The organism is Streptomyces drozdowiczii, assembly GCF_026167665.1.
Lineage (GTDB): Bacteria > Actinomycetota > Actinomycetes > Streptomycetales > Streptomycetaceae > Streptomyces > Streptomyces drozdowiczii_A.
On record NZ_CP098740.1, the window covers coordinates 5,224,331 to 5,239,112 of the forward strand.

Annotated in this window: 12 protein-coding genes and 1 pseudogene; 11 read left to right on the forward strand and 2 right to left on the reverse strand. The window is 71.4% G+C overall.

Features of this window, described 5'->3' with window-relative positions:
- Nucleotides 1-162 precede the first annotated feature (162 nt).
- The 6 genes and pseudogenes from ftsZ to NEH16_RS23755 all read left to right on the forward strand — a co-directional run bounded on the left by ftsZ (nucleotide 163) and on the right by NEH16_RS23755 (nucleotide 5,145).
- Nucleotides 163-1,389: a cell division protein FtsZ gene (ftsZ, locus tag NEH16_RS23730; protein WP_073968196.1), complete on the forward strand. Its 1,227-nt coding sequence runs from the start codon at nucleotides 163-165 to the stop codon at nucleotides 1,387-1,389.
- Nucleotides 1,386-2,144, forward strand: coding sequence for a peptidoglycan editing factor PgeF (pgeF, locus tag NEH16_RS23735; RefSeq protein ID WP_374215606.1), 759 nt, complete (start codon nucleotides 1,386-1,388; stop codon nucleotides 2,142-2,144). The genes ftsZ and pgeF overlap by 4 nt, the downstream gene beginning before the upstream one ends.
- A gap of 6 nt (nucleotides 2,145-2,150) precedes the next feature.
- Complete coding sequence (locus NEH16_RS23740; protein ID WP_265544826.1) at nucleotides 2,151-2,870, forward strand: YggS family pyridoxal phosphate-dependent enzyme; 720 nt, start codon at nucleotides 2,151-2,153, stop codon at nucleotides 2,868-2,870.
- Nucleotides 2,871-2,994: 124 nt separating this feature from the next.
- On the forward strand, nucleotides 2,995-3,612 hold the full coding sequence (locus tag NEH16_RS23745; RefSeq protein WP_018104459.1) for a cell division protein SepF: 618 nt from the start codon (nucleotides 2,995-2,997) through the stop codon (nucleotides 3,610-3,612).
- A 72-nt stretch (nucleotides 3,613-3,684) separates the two neighbouring features.
- Nucleotides 3,685-3,969 carry a YggT family protein gene (locus NEH16_RS23750; protein WP_018104460.1) on the forward strand — a complete coding sequence of 95 codons (285 nt, stop codon included), beginning with the start codon at nucleotides 3,685-3,687 and terminating at the stop codon, nucleotides 3,967-3,969.
- A gap of 49 nt (nucleotides 3,970-4,018) precedes the next feature.
- Nucleotides 4,019-5,145 (forward strand): annotated as a pseudogene (locus NEH16_RS23755) (DivIVA domain-containing protein).
- A gap of 268 nt (nucleotides 5,146-5,413) precedes the next feature.
- Here the strand turns inward: NEH16_RS23755 and ileS are convergent.
- On the reverse strand, nucleotides 5,414-8,557 hold the full coding sequence (gene ileS, locus NEH16_RS23760; protein WP_265544828.1) for an isoleucine--tRNA ligase: 3,144 nt from the start codon (nucleotides 8,555-8,557) through the stop codon (nucleotides 5,414-5,416).
- A 551-nt stretch (nucleotides 8,558-9,108) separates the two neighbouring features.
- Here ileS and NEH16_RS23765 point away from each other — a divergent pair.
- From NEH16_RS23765 to NEH16_RS23785, 5 genes are all read left to right on the forward strand, one after another.
- Nucleotides 9,109-9,765, forward strand: a complete 657-nt coding sequence (locus NEH16_RS23765) for a TraR/DksA family transcriptional regulator (RefSeq protein WP_265544829.1) — start codon at nucleotides 9,109-9,111, stop codon at nucleotides 9,763-9,765.
- Nucleotides 9,766-9,823: 58 nt separating this feature from the next.
- Complete coding sequence (gene lspA / locus NEH16_RS23770) at nucleotides 9,824-10,477, forward strand: signal peptidase II (protein WP_265544831.1); 654 nt, start codon at nucleotides 9,824-9,826, stop codon at nucleotides 10,475-10,477.
- 23 nt (nucleotides 10,478-10,500) lie between these two features.
- Nucleotides 10,501-11,442 (forward strand): RluA family pseudouridine synthase, encoded by a 942-nt coding sequence (locus tag NEH16_RS23775; RefSeq protein ID WP_073968203.1) that lies wholly within the window; start codon nucleotides 10,501-10,503, stop codon nucleotides 11,440-11,442.
- Entirely contained in the window at nucleotides 11,439-11,915 is a 477-nt protein-coding gene (locus NEH16_RS23780) for a GNAT family N-acetyltransferase (protein WP_265544833.1), read from the forward strand. Before NEH16_RS23775 ends, NEH16_RS23780 begins: the two co-directional genes overlap by 4 nt.
- Nucleotides 11,916-12,024: 109 nt before the next feature.
- Nucleotides 12,025-13,611: a Na+/H+ antiporter gene (locus NEH16_RS23785; RefSeq protein ID WP_265544835.1), complete on the forward strand. Its 1,587-nt coding sequence runs from the start codon at nucleotides 12,025-12,027 to the stop codon at nucleotides 13,609-13,611.
- Between the two features lie 6 nt (nucleotides 13,612-13,617).
- Here NEH16_RS23785 and NEH16_RS23790 read toward each other — a convergent pair whose 3' ends face one another.
- Nucleotides 13,618-14,751, reverse strand: a complete 1,134-nt coding sequence (locus NEH16_RS23790; protein WP_265544836.1) for a mechanosensitive ion channel family protein — start codon at nucleotides 14,749-14,751, stop codon at nucleotides 13,618-13,620.
- Between the last annotated feature and the right edge of the window lie 31 nt (nucleotides 14,752-14,782).

The following is a 14,782-nucleotide window of genomic DNA, read 5'->3' on the forward strand; positions in this document are numbered from 1 at the left end:
TAGTGTCCTGTTCGGAAGAGTCCATGAAGCAGACACACTGGTAACCCTAAACTTGAACGTTAGGGTTTGGGTCGGCGTTCGGACCGTCCCAATCGGCATCCGTCGTCGCGGCGGGATCACCGCGAAGCGACGACACGTAACTCGAGGCGAGAGGCCTTCGACGTGGCAGCACCGCAGAACTACCTCGCAGTCATCAAGGTCATCGGTGTCGGCGGCGGTGGTGTCAATGCCATCAACCGAATGATCGAGGTCGGTCTCAAGGGCGTCGAGTTCATCGCGATCAACACGGATGCGCAAGCCCTGTTGATGAGCGACGCCGACGTCAAGCTCGACGTCGGCCGCGAACTCACCCGCGGCCTCGGCGCCGGGGCGAACCCGGCCGTCGGTCGTAAGGCGGCAGAGGACCACCGTGAGGAGATCGAGGAGGTCCTCAAGGGGGCCGACATGGTCTTCGTCACCGCAGGCGAAGGCGGCGGCACCGGCACCGGTGGCGCACCCGTCGTCGCCAACATCGCGCGCTCGCTCGGCGCCCTGACGATCGGTGTGGTCACCCGCCCGTTCACCTTCGAGGGCCGGCGCCGCGCCAATCAGGCGGAGGACGGCATCGCCGAGCTCCGCGAAGAGGTCGACACCCTCATCGTCATCCCCAACGACCGGCTGCTGTCCATCTCGGACCGCCAGGTCAGCGTGCTCGACGCCTTCAAGTCGGCCGACCAGGTCCTGCTCTCGGGTGTCCAGGGCATCACCGACCTCATCACCACGCCGGGCCTGATCAACCTGGACTTCGCCGACGTCAAGTCGGTCATGTCCGAGGCCGGTTCGGCGCTCATGGGCATCGGCTCCGCCCGCGGCGACGACCGCGCGGTGGCCGCCGCGGAGATGGCGATCTCCTCGCCGCTCCTGGAGGCGTCCATCGACGGCGCCCGCGGTGTGCTGCTCTCCATCTCCGGCGGCAGCGACCTCGGTCTCTTCGAGATCAACGAGGCCGCCCAGCTGGTGAGCGAGGCGGCCCACCCGGAGGCGAACATCATCTTCGGCGCGGTCATCGACGACGCCCTCGGCGACGAGGTGCGGGTCACCGTCATCGCGGCGGGCTTCGACGGCGGACAGCCGCCGGCCCGGCGGGAGAACGTCCTCGGCGCGAACAGCGCCAAGCGCGAGGAGCCGGCCCCGACGCCGGTCCGGTCCGCGCCCGAGCCGGTGCGCCAGTCGTCCGGCGGACTCGGGTCCGTGCCGCCGCGCGAGGAGCCGCCGGCCCAGGCCGAGCCGGCTCCGGTGTCGGGTGAGACCCACCTTCCGCCGGTCGTCTCGCCGCCGCACGTCCCGCCGGCCCGGCCCTACTCGGACTCCCAGGCCGAGGAGCTGGACGTACCGGACTTCTTGAAGTGATAGGTCCGCATGACGCAGTGAACCCGACGGTCTCTGTCTTTTCGCGGGGCGGCGCTCATTTCTCCTTCACCGACAGGTGGGGCGGAGTGAGCGCCGCCCCGTACGCGGAGCTCAACCTCGGCGGCGCGGTCGGCGACGACCCCGCCGCCGTGCTCGCCAACCGCGAGCGGGCCGCGCGCGCCCGGGGGCTCGACCCGGCGCGGGTCGTCTGGATGAACCAGGTCCACGGCCGGGACGTGGCCGTGGTCGACGGACCCTGGGGCGAGGCGGCGGAGATCCCCGCCGTGGACGCGCTGGTCACCGCGCGGCGCGGGCTCGCGCTCGCCGTGCTGACCGCCGACTGCACCCCCGTCCTGCTCGCCGACCCGGAGGCCGGCGTCGTCGCGGCGGCGCACGCCGGGCGGCCGGGGCTGGTCGCCGGGGTCGTGCCGGCCGCGGTCGAGGCCATGGTCCGGCTCGGCGCGGAGGTCTCCCGGATCACCGCCCGGACCGGGCCGGCCGTCTGCGGCCGGTGCTACGAGGTCCCGGCGGCGATGCGGGACGAGGTCGCCGCACGCGTGCCCGGCTCCTGGTCCGAGACCAGCTGGGGCACCCCCGCGGTGGACGTCACCGGCGGGGTGCACGCCCAGCTCGCCGGGCTCGGCGTCACCGACCGGCAGGCGTCGCCCTTCTGCACCCTGGAATCGGGCGACCACTTCTCGTACCGACGCGACCGCACCACCGGGCGGCTCGCCGGATATGTCTGGCTGGACTGATAGGGCATGACGGAACGCAAGGAACAACTCGCCGCGAATCTGGCGCGGGTGGAGGAGCGGATCGCTTCGGCCTGCGCCGCGGCCGGGCGCAAGCGGGAGGAGGTGACCCTGATCGTGGTCACCAAGACCTACCCCGCGAGCGATGTGCGGATTCTGCACGGACTCGGTGTGCGTCAGGTCGCGGAGAACCGTGACCAGGACGCCGCCCCCAAGGCTGCGGAATGCGCAGATCTGTCGCTCTCCTGGCACTTTGTCGGCCAGTTGCAGACCAACAAGGTCCGTTCCGTGGCCGGTTACGCCGATGTCGTGCAGTCCGTGGACCGTACGAAGCTGGTGGCCGCGCTCTCGACCGCCGCCGAGCGCCGCGAGCGCGAACTCGGCTGCCTCATCCAGGTCGCGCTCGACGCGGAGAGCGGCGAGCGGGGGTCCCGCGGAGGTGTCGCGCCCGACGGGATCGAGGAGTTGGCGGACGCGGTCGCCGCCGCGCCCGGGCTCCGGCTCGACGGACTGATGACCGTCGCGCCGCTCGCCGGCCCCTTCGCCGGGCGGCAACGGGCCGCGTTCGACCGGCTGATGGAATTCGCATCCCGGCTGCGCGGGAACCATCCGGCTGCGAACATGGTCTCTGCGGGGATGAGTGCGGACCTCGAGGACGCGATCGCGGCCGGAGCGACACATGTGCGCGTCGGTACTGCGGTACTCGGAGTCCGACCCGGGCTCGGGTAACGTCGCCAAGAAGTCGGACCACAGCAGAAAATATGGTCATTACCGCCCAGAGCGGGTAGGCCGGAGTGGATCGCGGGCACTTGGTGACAGATGCCGATCCACCACAGAGCGGAGGACTCAGAGCATGGCCGGCGCGATGCGCAAGATGGCGGTCTACCTCGGCCTCGTGGAGGACGATGGGTACGACGGCCCGGGGTTCGACCCCGACGACGAATTCGAACCCGAGCCGGAGCCCGAGCGCGACCGGCGCCGGCACCAGCCCGCGCATCAGGTGGAGCGGGACCGCGAGCGCGACGAACCGGTCCGCGCGGTCCAGCCGCCGGCGCAGCGGGAGCCGGTCCAGATCCCCGCGGAGCGTGAGCGACCCGCCCGGATCGCACCCGTGGCATCCATCACACCTGAACGTCCGAACATGGAGAAGAACGCACCGGTGATCATGCCCAAGGTCGTGTCCGAGCGCGAGCCCTACCGGATCACGACGCTGCACCCCAGGACGTACAACGAGGCCCGTACCATCGGGGAACACTTCCGTGAGGGCACTCCGGTGATCATGAATCTCACGGAGATGGACGATACGGACGCAAAGCGACTTGTCGACTTTGCCGCGGGACTCGTCTTCGGTCTCCATGGCAGCATTGAGCGAGTGACACAGAAGGTGTTCCTGTTGTCGCCTGCTAACGTCGATGTCACGGCGGAGGACAAGGCCCGCATCGCAGAGGGCGGATTCTTCAACCAGAGCTGAGAACACGACACCGGGAACAACCCGGCCGAGAGGCCGGTGCTACGAGAGCCAGGGGAGAGGGAAGCGCGAGAGATGGGCGTCGCACAAAGTGTTGTCTACATCGCGTTGATGTGTTTCCTCATCGTGCTGATCTTCCGGCTCGTCATGGACTACGTCTTCCAGTTCGCACGTTCATGGCAGCCGGGCAAGCCGATGGTGGTCGTCCTGGAGACGACCTACACGGTCACCGATCCACCGCTCAAGCTCCTGCGGCGGTTCATCCCGCCGCTGCGTCTCGGGGGCGTGGCACTCGACCTGTCCTTCTTCGTTCTGATGATCATCGTTTCCATCCTGATCAGCATCGTGGTCAGGCTGTGAGCGATACGGTCTTGCCGACTGCCGACGACTACGTAGAGGTGAAGAAGAGATGCCGCTGACTCCCGAGGATGTGCGGAACAAGCAGTTCACGACGGTCCGCCTCCGAGAGGGCTACGACGAGGACGAGGTCGATGCCTTCCTCGACGAGGTCGAGTCGGAGCTGACCCGCCTGCTCCGTGAGAACGAGGACCTGCGTGCCAAGCTGGCCGCCGCCACGCGTGCCGCTGCGCAGAACCAGCAGCAGGGTATGCGCAAGCCGCCGGAGCAGCAGGACCGGCCGGGTGCCCCGGTGCCCGCCGCCATATCGGGCCCGCCGGTCCAGCAGCAGCCCCCGCAGATGGGTCCCCCCAGCTGCCCGGTGGTGCTCCGCAGCTGCCCGCCGGTCCCAGCGGTCACGGCCCCCAGGGCCCGCACGGCCCCGGTCCGCAGGGCCCGCACGGTCCCGGCCCGATGCAGGGTGGTCCCATGGGCGGCCCGATGGGCGGTCCCATGGGCGGTCACAACCCGCAGCAGCAGATGCAGCAGATGCAGCCCCCGCCGCAGATGCAGCAGCAGGGCCCCGGTGGCGACAGCGCCGCCCGTGTCCTGTCCCTGGCCCAGCAGACCGCCGACCAGGCGATCGCGGAGGCCCGTTCCGAGGCCAACAAGATCGTCGGCGAGGCGCGCAGCCGCGCCGAGGGCCTGGAGCGGGACGCCCGCGCCAAGGCGGACGCGCTGGAGCGGGACGCGCAGGAGAAGCACCGCGTGGCGATGGGCTCGCTGGAGTCGGCCCGCGCGACGCTGGAGCGCAAGGTCGAGGACCTGCGGGGCTTCGAGCGCGAGTACCGGACGCGTCTGAAGTCCTACCTGGAGAGCCAGCTGCGTCAGCTGGAGACCCAGGCGGACGACTCGCTGGCTCCGCCGCGCACCCCGGCCGCCGCGTCGCTGCCGCCGTCGCCCTCGCTGGCTCCGGCCGGTGCGGGTGCCATGGGGCACACGATGGGCGGCAACCACGGCGGCCAGCAGATGGGCGGCGGCAACCCGTCCATGGGCGGTGGCCCGTCGTACGGCGGTCAGCAGCAGATGTCGCCGGCGATGACGCAGCCGATGGCGCCGGTGCGGCCGCAGGCGCCGCAGCCGATGCAGCAGGCGCCGTCGCCGATGCGTGGGTTTCTGATCGACGAGGACGACAACTGACGGGCTTTCGCGCGGTGAGCGCGTAGCCGTCGGCAGGCAAAGGGCCGGGCCCCGGGGTTTTCCCCGGGCCCGGCCCTTTTGCGTGTCCGCCGACGGGCGGGGCCGCCGCTGCGGGGGCTTGTTCCGCTCCCCGTCCCTTCCCGTAACCGGGGCTCCGCCCCGGACCCCGCGCCTCAAACGCCGGCGAGGCTGAAGATGGCGGCGGAGCCCCCGTGGGGGACAGCGAAGGGCCCGGCCGGAACGTCCGGCCGGGCCCCTCGGGTTACGGCTACGCCTTGCGGAGGTGGAACGTCAGGGACAGGCCCTCGTCCTCGAAGGGGGGGCCGTACGTGGTGTCCGGCTCGGACTCCGCGTAGTCCACGGCCAGCACCTCGTCCGCGATCAGCGTCGCGTGCTCGGTGAGGGCCTCCGTCGTCGCGGCGGACGTGGCGGTCCAGCGGACGGCGATGCGGTCCGCGACGTCCAGGCCGCTGTTCTTGCGGGCCTCCTGGATCAGGCGGATCGCGTCACGGGCCAGGCCCGCGCGCCGCAGCTCCGGGGTGATCTCCAGGTCAAGGGCGACCGTCGCGCCCGAGTCCGAGGCGACGGACCAGCCCTCGCGCGGGGTCTCCGTGATGATGACCTCGTCGGGGGAGAGGGTGACCGTCTCGCCGTCCACCTCCACCGACGCCGTGCCCTCGCGCAGGGCCAGCGACAGGGCCGCCGCGTCCGCGTTCGCGACCGCCTTGGCCACCGCCTGGACGCCCTTGCCGAAGCGCTTGCCGAGCGCCCGGAAGTTCGCCTTGGCCGTGGTGTCGACCAGCGAGCCGCCCACCTCGGACAGGGAGGCGAGCGAGGAGACGTTCAGCTCCTCCGTGATCTGGGCGCGCAGCTCCGCGGACAGGGCCTCGAAGCCCGAGGCCGCGACCAGCGCCCGGGACAGCGGCTGGCGGGTCTTGACGCCCGACTCCGCACGCGTGGCCCGGCCCAGCTCGACCAGGCGCCGTACCAGCGCCATCTGCGCCGAGAGCGCGGGGTCGATCGCCGCCGGGTCCGCCTTCGGCCAGGACGACAGGTGGACCGACTCCGGCGCGTCCGGGGTGACCGGCGCGACCAGGTCCTGCCAGACCCGCTCGGTGATGAACGGGGTCAGCGGGGCCATCAGCCGCGTGACGGTCTCCACCACCTCGTGCAGCGTGCGCAGCGCCGCCTTGTCGCCCTGCCAGAAGCGGCGCCGGGAGCGGCGCACGTACCAGTTGGACAGGTCGTCCACGAACGCGGAGAGCAGCTTGCCGGCGCGCTGGGTGTCGTAGCCCTCCAGCGCCTGCGTGACCTGGTCGACCAGCGTGTTCAGCTCGCCGAGCAGCCAGCGGTCCAGGACCGTGCGGTCGGCGGGCGCCGGGTCCGCGGCCGAGGGCGCCCAGCTCGACGTACGGGCGTACAGGGCCTGGAAGGCCACCGTGTTCCAGTACGTGAGGAGCGTCTTGCGGACGACCTCCTGGATCGTGCCGTGGCCCACGCGCCGGGCCGCCCAGGGGGAGCCGCCCGCCGCCATGAACCAGCGCACCGCGTCCGCGCCGTGCTGGTCCATGAGCGGGATCGGCTGGAGGATGTTGCCCAGGTGCTTGGACATCTTCCGGCCGTCCTCGGCGAGGATGTGGCCCAGGCAGACGACGTTCTCGTACGACGACTTGTCGAAGACCAGCGTGCCGACGGCCATCAGCGTGTAGAACCAGCCGCGGGTCTGGTCGATGGCCTCCGAGATGAACTGCGCCGGGTAGCGGCTCTCGAAGATCTCCTTGTTCTTGTACGGGTAGCCCCACTGTGCGAACGGCATCGAGCCCGAGTCGTACCAGGCGTCGATGACCTCGGGGACGCGGCGCGCCTCCAGGCCGCAGCCCTCGTGCGTACAGGCGAAGACGACGTCGTCGATGAACGGGCGGTGCGGGTCCAGGCCGGAGAGGTCCGTGCCGGACAGCTCGCCCAGCTCGGCGCGCGAGCCGACGCAGGTGAGGTGGCCCTCCTCGCAGCGCCAGATGGGCAGCGGGGTGCCCCAGTAGCGGTTGCGGGACAGCGCCCAGTCGACGTTGTTGGTCAGCCAGTCGCCGAAGCGGCCGTGCTTGACGGAGTCCGGGAACCAGTTGGTCTTCTCGTTCTCCTGGAGCAGCCGCTCCTTGACCGCCGTGGTGCGGATGTACCAGGACGGCTGCGCGTAGTACAGCAGCGCGGTGTGGCAGCGCCAGCAGTGCGGGTAGCTGTGCTCGTACGGGACGTGGCGGAAGAGCAGGCCGCGGTCCTTCAGGTCCTCGGTCAGCGCCTCGTCGGCCTTCTTGAAGAAGACCCCGCCGACCAGCGGCAGGTCCTCCTCGAAGGTGCCGTCGGGGCGGACCGGGTTGACCACCGGCAGGCCGTACGCCTTGCAGACCAGGAGGTCGTCGGCGCCGAAGGCGGGGGACTGGTGGACCAGACCCGTACCGTCCTCGGTCGTCACGTACTCGGCGTTGACGACGTAGTGCGCCTCGGCCGGGAAGTCGAGCAGCGCGAACGGGCGCTCGTACGTCCAGCGCTCCATCTCGCGGCCGGTGAACGACTGGCCGGTGAGCTCCCAGCCCTCGCCGAGCGCCTTCTCGACCAGCGGCTGCGCGACGACGAGCTTCTCCTCGCCGTTCGTCGCGACGACGTAGGTGACCTCGGGGTGCGCGGCGACGGCGGTGTTGGAGACCAGGGTCCACGGGGTCGTCGTCCAGACCAGGAGCGCCGCCTCGCCGGCCAGCGGGCCGGAGGTGAGCGGGAAGCGCACGAAGACCGAGGGGTCGACGACCGTCTCGTAGCCCTGCGCCAGCTCGTGGTCGGAGAGGCCGGTGCCGCAGCGCGGGCACCAGGGGGCGACGCGGTGGTCCTGGACCAGCAGGCCCTTGTTGAAGATCTCCTTCAGCGACCACCACACGGACTCGACGTACTCGGGGTCCATCGTGCGGTACGCGTCGTCCAGGTCGACCCAGTACCCCATGCGGGTCGTGAGTTCGGCGAAGGCGTCGGTGTGCCGGGTCACGGACTCGCGGCACCTGGCGTTGAACTCGGCGATGCCGTACGCCTCGATGTCCTTCTTGCCGTTGAAGCCCAGCTCCTTCTCGACCGCCAGCTCGACCGGCAGGCCGTGGCAGTCCCAGCCGGCCTTGCGGGCGACGTGGTAGCCCTGCATGGTCCGGAAGCGGGGGAAGACGTCCTTGAAGACGCGGGCCTCGATGTGGTGGGCGCCGGGCATGCCGTTGGCGGTCGGCGGGCCCTCGTAGAACACCCACTCGGGGCGGCCCTCGGACTGGTCGAGGCTCTTGTCGAAGACCTTGTTCTCGCGCCAGAAGTCGAGCACGGCGTGCTCAAGGGCGGGCAGGTCGACCTGGGCGGGCACCTGGCGGTACTGCGGCGATGTCATGTGCGGGCTTCCTCCGGCGGACGTCTTCCACTTCCGTCGGAGGGACGAGAACCGAGCCGGTCCCCGCGGTACCACCCTCCTTGGCCCCGGGCGTGCGCCCCGGGCCCCCTCATTGGGGTGCGATGCCGGTTCTACTGGCCCCTCGGGGGCTTTCTTCCGGCGGCTCCGGGGTGATCTTCACGACGCGCTCGCCCCCGGGCTCCCACCGTCCCCGGGTCGCTGCTGGCTGCGTACGACGCTACTCGTCCCATCCACGCCTCTCGCTGAGGCCAGTGTACGGGCCCCGGGGCACGGCGTCCGACCGGTTTACGGAGGGGCCGGGCGTGACCCGAATGGCCATACGGGCCGTACTCGGCCGGAGCGCGGCCCGGCGCGCGGCGGAAAGCCGGATTACCCCGCGGGGAGCTGGGCACAACGGATGCAGGCACACGGTGATCCGGACACGGGGAGGCGGGATGCGGCGGCGTGCCCCGTTGCCGCGGGCCGGGGGTCGACTTATCGTCCCAGCACGACTCGCGAGCAAGATCACAGCGTGTGAAGGGGCCGCGGCCATGGTGGAGAAGAAGGCGCCCGGCAAGGAGACCTCCGCCAAGAAGGCGGCGGCCAGGAAGACCGCGTCGAAGAAGACCGTGTCGAAGAAGACCACGCCGAAGAAGACCGGGGCCACCGCGGCCTCGGCGACCACGGGGGCGGCCGAGGCCGCCGATCAGACGGGAGCCCACACGGTGGTAGCCAAGAAGAGCGCGGCCGGTACCCGGACCGCGGGCGAGGACGCGGCACCCGTGCCGCCCGCCCGGGTCGCCACGGCGCCGGGAGACCTGGCCGTACGGCCGGGCGAGGACCCCTGGACGCCGGAGGAGGTCACCGCCGCACGGGACGGGCTGACCGGCGAGGCCACCCGCCTCCGCAACGAGCTGGAGGCGTCCGGTCTCGCGCTGGCCGGTCTGATGCGCGACTCCGGCGACGGGGCGGGCGACGACGAGGCCGACACCGGCACCAAGAACATCACCCGCGAGCACGAGATGCAGCTCGCCGCCAACGCCCAGGAGATGCTGGACCAGACCGAGCGCGCCCTGGCCCGTCTGGAGGCGGGCACGTACGGGCTGTGCGAGGTCTGCGGCAAGCCGATCGGCAAGGCGCGGATGCAGGCGTTCCCCCGGGCCACGCTGTGTGTCGAGGACAAACAGAAGCAGGAGCGACGCGGCTGATTCGCACGGGCGTGCCGTACCCTCGTCCTCAGTCGGGAACTAGGTTGAGGGACTCACGTTGGCAGAGGCGGAGCGCATCATCGGTACGCCGGACATCACCGGGGCTGAGGGAAGCGGAGAGACCGGGCCGGACGGCTCGGCCGCTTCCCCGGACCCGGTCGCGCCGGAGGCCCCGGACACCGGGGCCACCGCGGCGGACGCGGCCGTCGACCGCTCGTCGGCCACCCGCAGGCGCCGGGTCATCCTGCTGTTCTGCGTCGCCGTCGTCGCGTATCTGCTGGACCTCGGCAGCAAGATGCTCGTCGTGGCGAAGCTGGAGCACCAGGAGCCGGTCGAGCTCATCGGCGACTGGCTCAAGCTGGACGCCCTGCGCAACTCGGGGGCCGCGTTCGGCTTCGGCGAGGCGTTCACGATCATCTTCACGATCATCGCGGCGACCGTCATCGTGGTGATCGCGCGGCTGGCCCGCAAGCTGTACAGCCTGCCGTGGGCCATCGCCCTCGGCCTGCTGCTCGGCGGGGCCCTCGGGAACCTCACCGACCGCATCTTCCGCGCGCCGGGCGTCTTCGAGGGCGCGGTGGTGGACTTCATCGCCCCCGCCCACTTCGCCGTCTTCAACCTGGCCGACTCCGCGATCGTCTGCGGCGGCATCCTGATCGTGCTGCTCTCCTTCAAGGGCCTGGACCCCGACGGGACCGTGCACAAGGACTGAGGCACGCAAGGCATACTCGACTGGTGAGTACGCAACCCGAGGTCCGCACCCTGCCCGTCCCCGATGGCCTGGAGGGCGAGCGCGTCGACGCCGCCATCTCCCGGATGTTCGGCTTCTCCCGCACCAAGGCCGCCGACCTGGCCGCCGCAGGCAAGGTGCAGGTGGACGGCTCGGTCGTCGGGAAGTCCGAGCGGGTGCACGGCGGTGCCTGGCTCGAAGTGGAGATGCCGCAGGCGCCCGCGCCGGTGCAGATCGTCGCCGAGCCCGTCGAGGGCATGGAGATCGTCCACGACGACGACGACATCGTGGTGATCGTGAAGCCCGTCGGCGTCGCCGCCCACCCCAGCCCCGGCTGGACCGGCACCACCGTCATCGGCGGCCTCGCCGCCGCCGGGTACCGGATCTCGACCTCCGGCGCCGCCGAGCGCCAGGGCATCGTGCACCGGCTCGACGTCGGCACCTCCGGACTGATGGTCGTCGCCAAGTCCGAGCGCGCCTACACCCTGCTGAAGGCCCAGTTCCGCGACCGGGTCGTGGAGAAGAAGTACAACGCGCTGGTCCAGGGCCACCCGGACCCGATGAGCGGCACCATCGACGCCCCCATCGGCCGCCACCCGAACCACGACTACAAGTGGGCGGTCGTCGCGGACGGCAAGCCCTCGGTGACGCACTACGACCTCATCGAGGCGTACCGGGCGGCCAGCCTCCTCGACATCAAGCTGGAGACCGGGCGCACCCACCAGATCCGGGTGCACATGGCCGCCCACCGCCACCCCTGCGTCGGCGACCTCACCTACGGCGCCGACCCCACCATGGCCAAGCGCCTCGGCCTCACCCGGCAGTGGCTGCACGCGGTGAAGCTGGGCTTCGAGCACCCCGCCGACGGGAGCTGGGTCGAGTTCACCAGCACCTACCCCGACGACCTCCAGCAGGCGCTGGACCGCATCGCGGCGGAGAGCCAGTGAGCGCCGGGCGCCTCGCGTACACCACCCGGCCCGTCGCCGACGAGCAGGACCGCGCCGCCTGCTTCCAGGTGCGCAAGGAGGTCTTCGTCGGTGAGCAGAACGTGCCCGAGGAGCTGGAGTACGACGCCCACGACGCGGACGCGCTGCACGTCATAGCCATCGCCGCCGACGGCACCGCGCTCGGGACCGGCCGACTGCTGCACGGCCCCGCCGCCGCCTCGCACACCGGCGGGGACCCGGCCGTCGGCTCGCTCGGCCGGCTCGCGGTGAGCAAGGAGGCCCGGGGGCTCGGCGTCGGCGCCGCGCTCGTGCGGGCCATCGAGGACGCGGCCCGGAGCCACGGCCTCACCGCCGTCGACCTGCACGCCCAGACGCACGCCCTGGGCTTCTACGAGCGCCTCGGCTACGAGCCGTACGGCCCCGAGTTCATGGACGCGGGCATACCGCACCGGGCGATGCGCCGGACGATCTGACGCCCCGCCGCACCCCCTGACCCCGGGCGGCGGGGGGCGCATGGCAGGGTGAGGGGCATCGGCCGGGCGTGGGACCGGGCCCCGGCCGGAGCGCTTCGGAAGGCACCCCGTGGACCAGATGTCACTGCTGCTCCTGCTGCTGCTCGGGGCCGTGGTCACGGTCCCGCTGGGGGACCGGCTGAGGCTGCCGGCGCCGGTGCTGATGACGCTCTTCGGCGTCGTGCTCGCCTTCCTCAGCTTCGTGCCGAACGTGGACATCCCGCCGGAGATCATCCTCCCCGCGCTGCTGCCGCCGCTGCTCTACGCCTCGGTGCAGCGCACCTCCTGGCGGCAGTTCGCCGCGAACAAGCGGCCCATCTTCCTGCTGGCCGTCGCCCTGGTCTTCCTCACGACCGCCGCCGTCGCCGCGGTCGCCGACGCGATCGTGCCGGGGCTGCCGCTCGCCGCCGCCGTCGCCCTCGGCGCGCTCGTCGCCCCGCCCGACCCGGTCGCCGCGACCGCCGTCGCCGGGTCGGTCGGGCTGCCCCGGCGGCTCGTCTCCATCCTGGAGGGCGAGGGGCTGTTCAACGACGTCACCGCGATCGTGCTGTACCACGTAGCCATCGCGGCGGCCGTCAGCGGGACCTTCTCGTGGCCCGAGGCGTTCGGGCTGCTCGTGCTGTCCGCGGTGGTCGCCGTGGTAGTGGGCGTCGCGCTCGGCTGGCTCACCATCAAGCTGATGGGGCTGCTCGGCGACGCCACCCTCCAGGTCGGCCTGACCCTGCTGGTGCCGTTCGCCAGCTACGTGCTCGCCGAGGAGCTGATGGGCTCCGGTGTGCTCGCCGTCCTGATGACCGCGATGTTCCTCGCGGAGCACACCGCGGACGCCGACGACGTCCTCGGCCGGCTCACCGGACGCACCTTCTGGGACATCGTCGACACCCTCGTCACCGGGATCGCCTTCGGGCTCATCGGCCTCGAACTGCACAACGTGTTCGGCACGGCCGACGGGCGCCTCCTGGAGACGGCCGGCTGGGGCCTCGCGGTCGTCGCCGTCGTCGTCGGCGTACGGCTGCTGTATCTGCTGCCGGCCACCTGGCTCGCCAAGCGGCTGCACACCCGGCGGGACGTCAGCGAGGAGATCCCCACCAGCTGGCGGGAGACCGTGATCATGTGGTGGGCCGGGATGCGCGGGGTGGCCTCCGTCGCGCTGGCCCTGGCGATCCCGCTGGAGACGGACGACGGCCAGCCGTTCCCCGGTCGCGACGAGATCGTCTTCATCGCGTTCTCCGTGATCATGGTGACCCTGGTCTTCCAGGGGCTGACGCTGCCCTGGCTGGTGCGGAGGCTCGGGGTGCGCGCGGACACGGACGCCGAGGCGGCCCTGGAGAAGGACCTCGCGATCCGGGCGGCCAAGGCGGCCCGGCAGCGGCTCAAGGAGATCGAGGAGACCGAGGACTTCCCCGAGGAGGTCACCGAGCGGCTGCACCGGCTCGCCTACGACGTGGGGGCGCGGATCAGCCCGGAGATGGTCGACGACGAACGGCGCGACGCCTACGCCAAGCGCGTCGAGCGGTTCCAGGCGGTCAGCCGCATCCAGCGCGAGATGATGTCGGCCGCCCGCCACGCCGTCCTCGCCGCGCGCAGCGAACCCGGCTCGGACCCGGAGGTCGTGGACCGGGTGCTGCGGCAGCTGGACGTACGCAGCCTGCGCTGAGGGCGGTCAGCCCCGGCCGGTGCGCGGGGTCCGGTTCCAGCTGCTCGCGGTCTTCTCCTCCCTGCCGTTCAGGGTCATCGACGGCCAGGCGTCGCCGGGCGGGAGCGCCGCGGGGGCCGTCGCGACCCGCGGCAGCGCGTACGGGTGGTGGTCGCGCAGCCAGCCGATCAGCTGCTCCCGGACCGCGCAGCGCGCCGTCCAGATGTCGTCCGCGTCCTTCGCGGTCACCACCGCGCGCACCTGGATCGTCGTCGGGGTGGTGTCCGTGACCGCCAGGGACCAGTTCCGGCCGTCCCAGGCGGCGCACTCGCCGAGGATGTCCCGCAGCTTGTCGCGCATCGCCTCGATCGGCGCCGAGTGGTCCAGGTGGAAGAAGACCGAGCCGGTCATCTGCGCCCCGCCGCGCGACCAGTTCTCGAACGGCTTGCCCGTGAAGTACGAGACCGGCATCGTGATCCGCCGCTCGTCCCACGTACGCACCGCGAGGAAGGTCAGCGTGATCTCCTCGATCGTGCCCCACTCGCCGTCCACCACCACGGTGTCGCCGATGCGGACCATGTCGCCGAACGCGATCTGGAGACCGGCGAAGAGGTTGCCCAGCGTGGACTGGGCGGCGACACCGGCGACGATGCCGACGAGACCGGCCGAGGCCAGCATCGAGGTGCCCACCGCCTGCATCTCGGGGAACGTCAGCAGCATCGCCGCGACGGCCAGGATCGTCACGACGGCGATGACCACGCGCTGGATCAGCGTCACCTGCGTCCGCACCCGCCGCACCCGCGCCGGGTCCCGGTTGTGGGCCGCCGCGTACCGCGCGTACACGGAGTCCACGATCGCGATGGCGATCCGCACCACCAGCCAGGCCGAAGCGCCGATCAGCACGAGCGTCAGCAGCCGCCCGATGCCCACTCGGTGGTCCTGGACCGGGCCGAGCCCCGTCCTCGCGTACGTACCGCGCAGCAGCGCCGCGCACATGACCAGCTGGAACGGGATGCGACAGCGCCGCAGCAGGCCCCACAGCGGGGTCTCGTGGTGTCTGGCGTCGGCGCGCCTCAGCAGGAAGTCGAAGAACCAGCCCGCCGCCAGGGTGATCACCACCGAACCGCCGAGGACGATCAGCGGCCGCAGAACACTCTCCATGCTGTCGCTCTCCATCCCTTCGAACGCAACT

Bases quoted from the DNA above. Each gene is read 5' to 3' on its own strand.
- NEH16_RS23740 (WP_265544826.1), top strand. From the start codon at position 2,151: ATGACGGAACGCAAGGAACAACTCGCCGCGAATCTGGCGCGGGTGGAG.
- NEH16_RS23745 (WP_018104459.1), top strand. From the start codon at position 2,995: ATGGCCGGCGCGATGCGCAAGATGGCGGTCTACCTCGGCCTCGTGGAG.
- NEH16_RS23750 (WP_018104460.1), top strand. From the start codon at position 3,685: ATGGGCGTCGCACAAAGTGTTGTCTACATCGCGTTGATGTGTTTCCTC.
- ileS (WP_265544828.1), bottom strand. From the start codon at position 8,557: ATGACATCGCCGCAGTACCGCCAGGTGCCCGCCCAGGTCGACCTGCCC.
- NEH16_RS23765 (WP_265544829.1), top strand. From the start codon at position 9,109: ATGGTGGAGAAGAAGGCGCCCGGCAAGGAGACCTCCGCCAAGAAGGCG.
- NEH16_RS23790 (WP_265544836.1), bottom strand. From the start codon at position 14,751: ATGGAGAGTGTTCTGCGGCCGCTGATCGTCCTCGGCGGTTCGGTGGTG.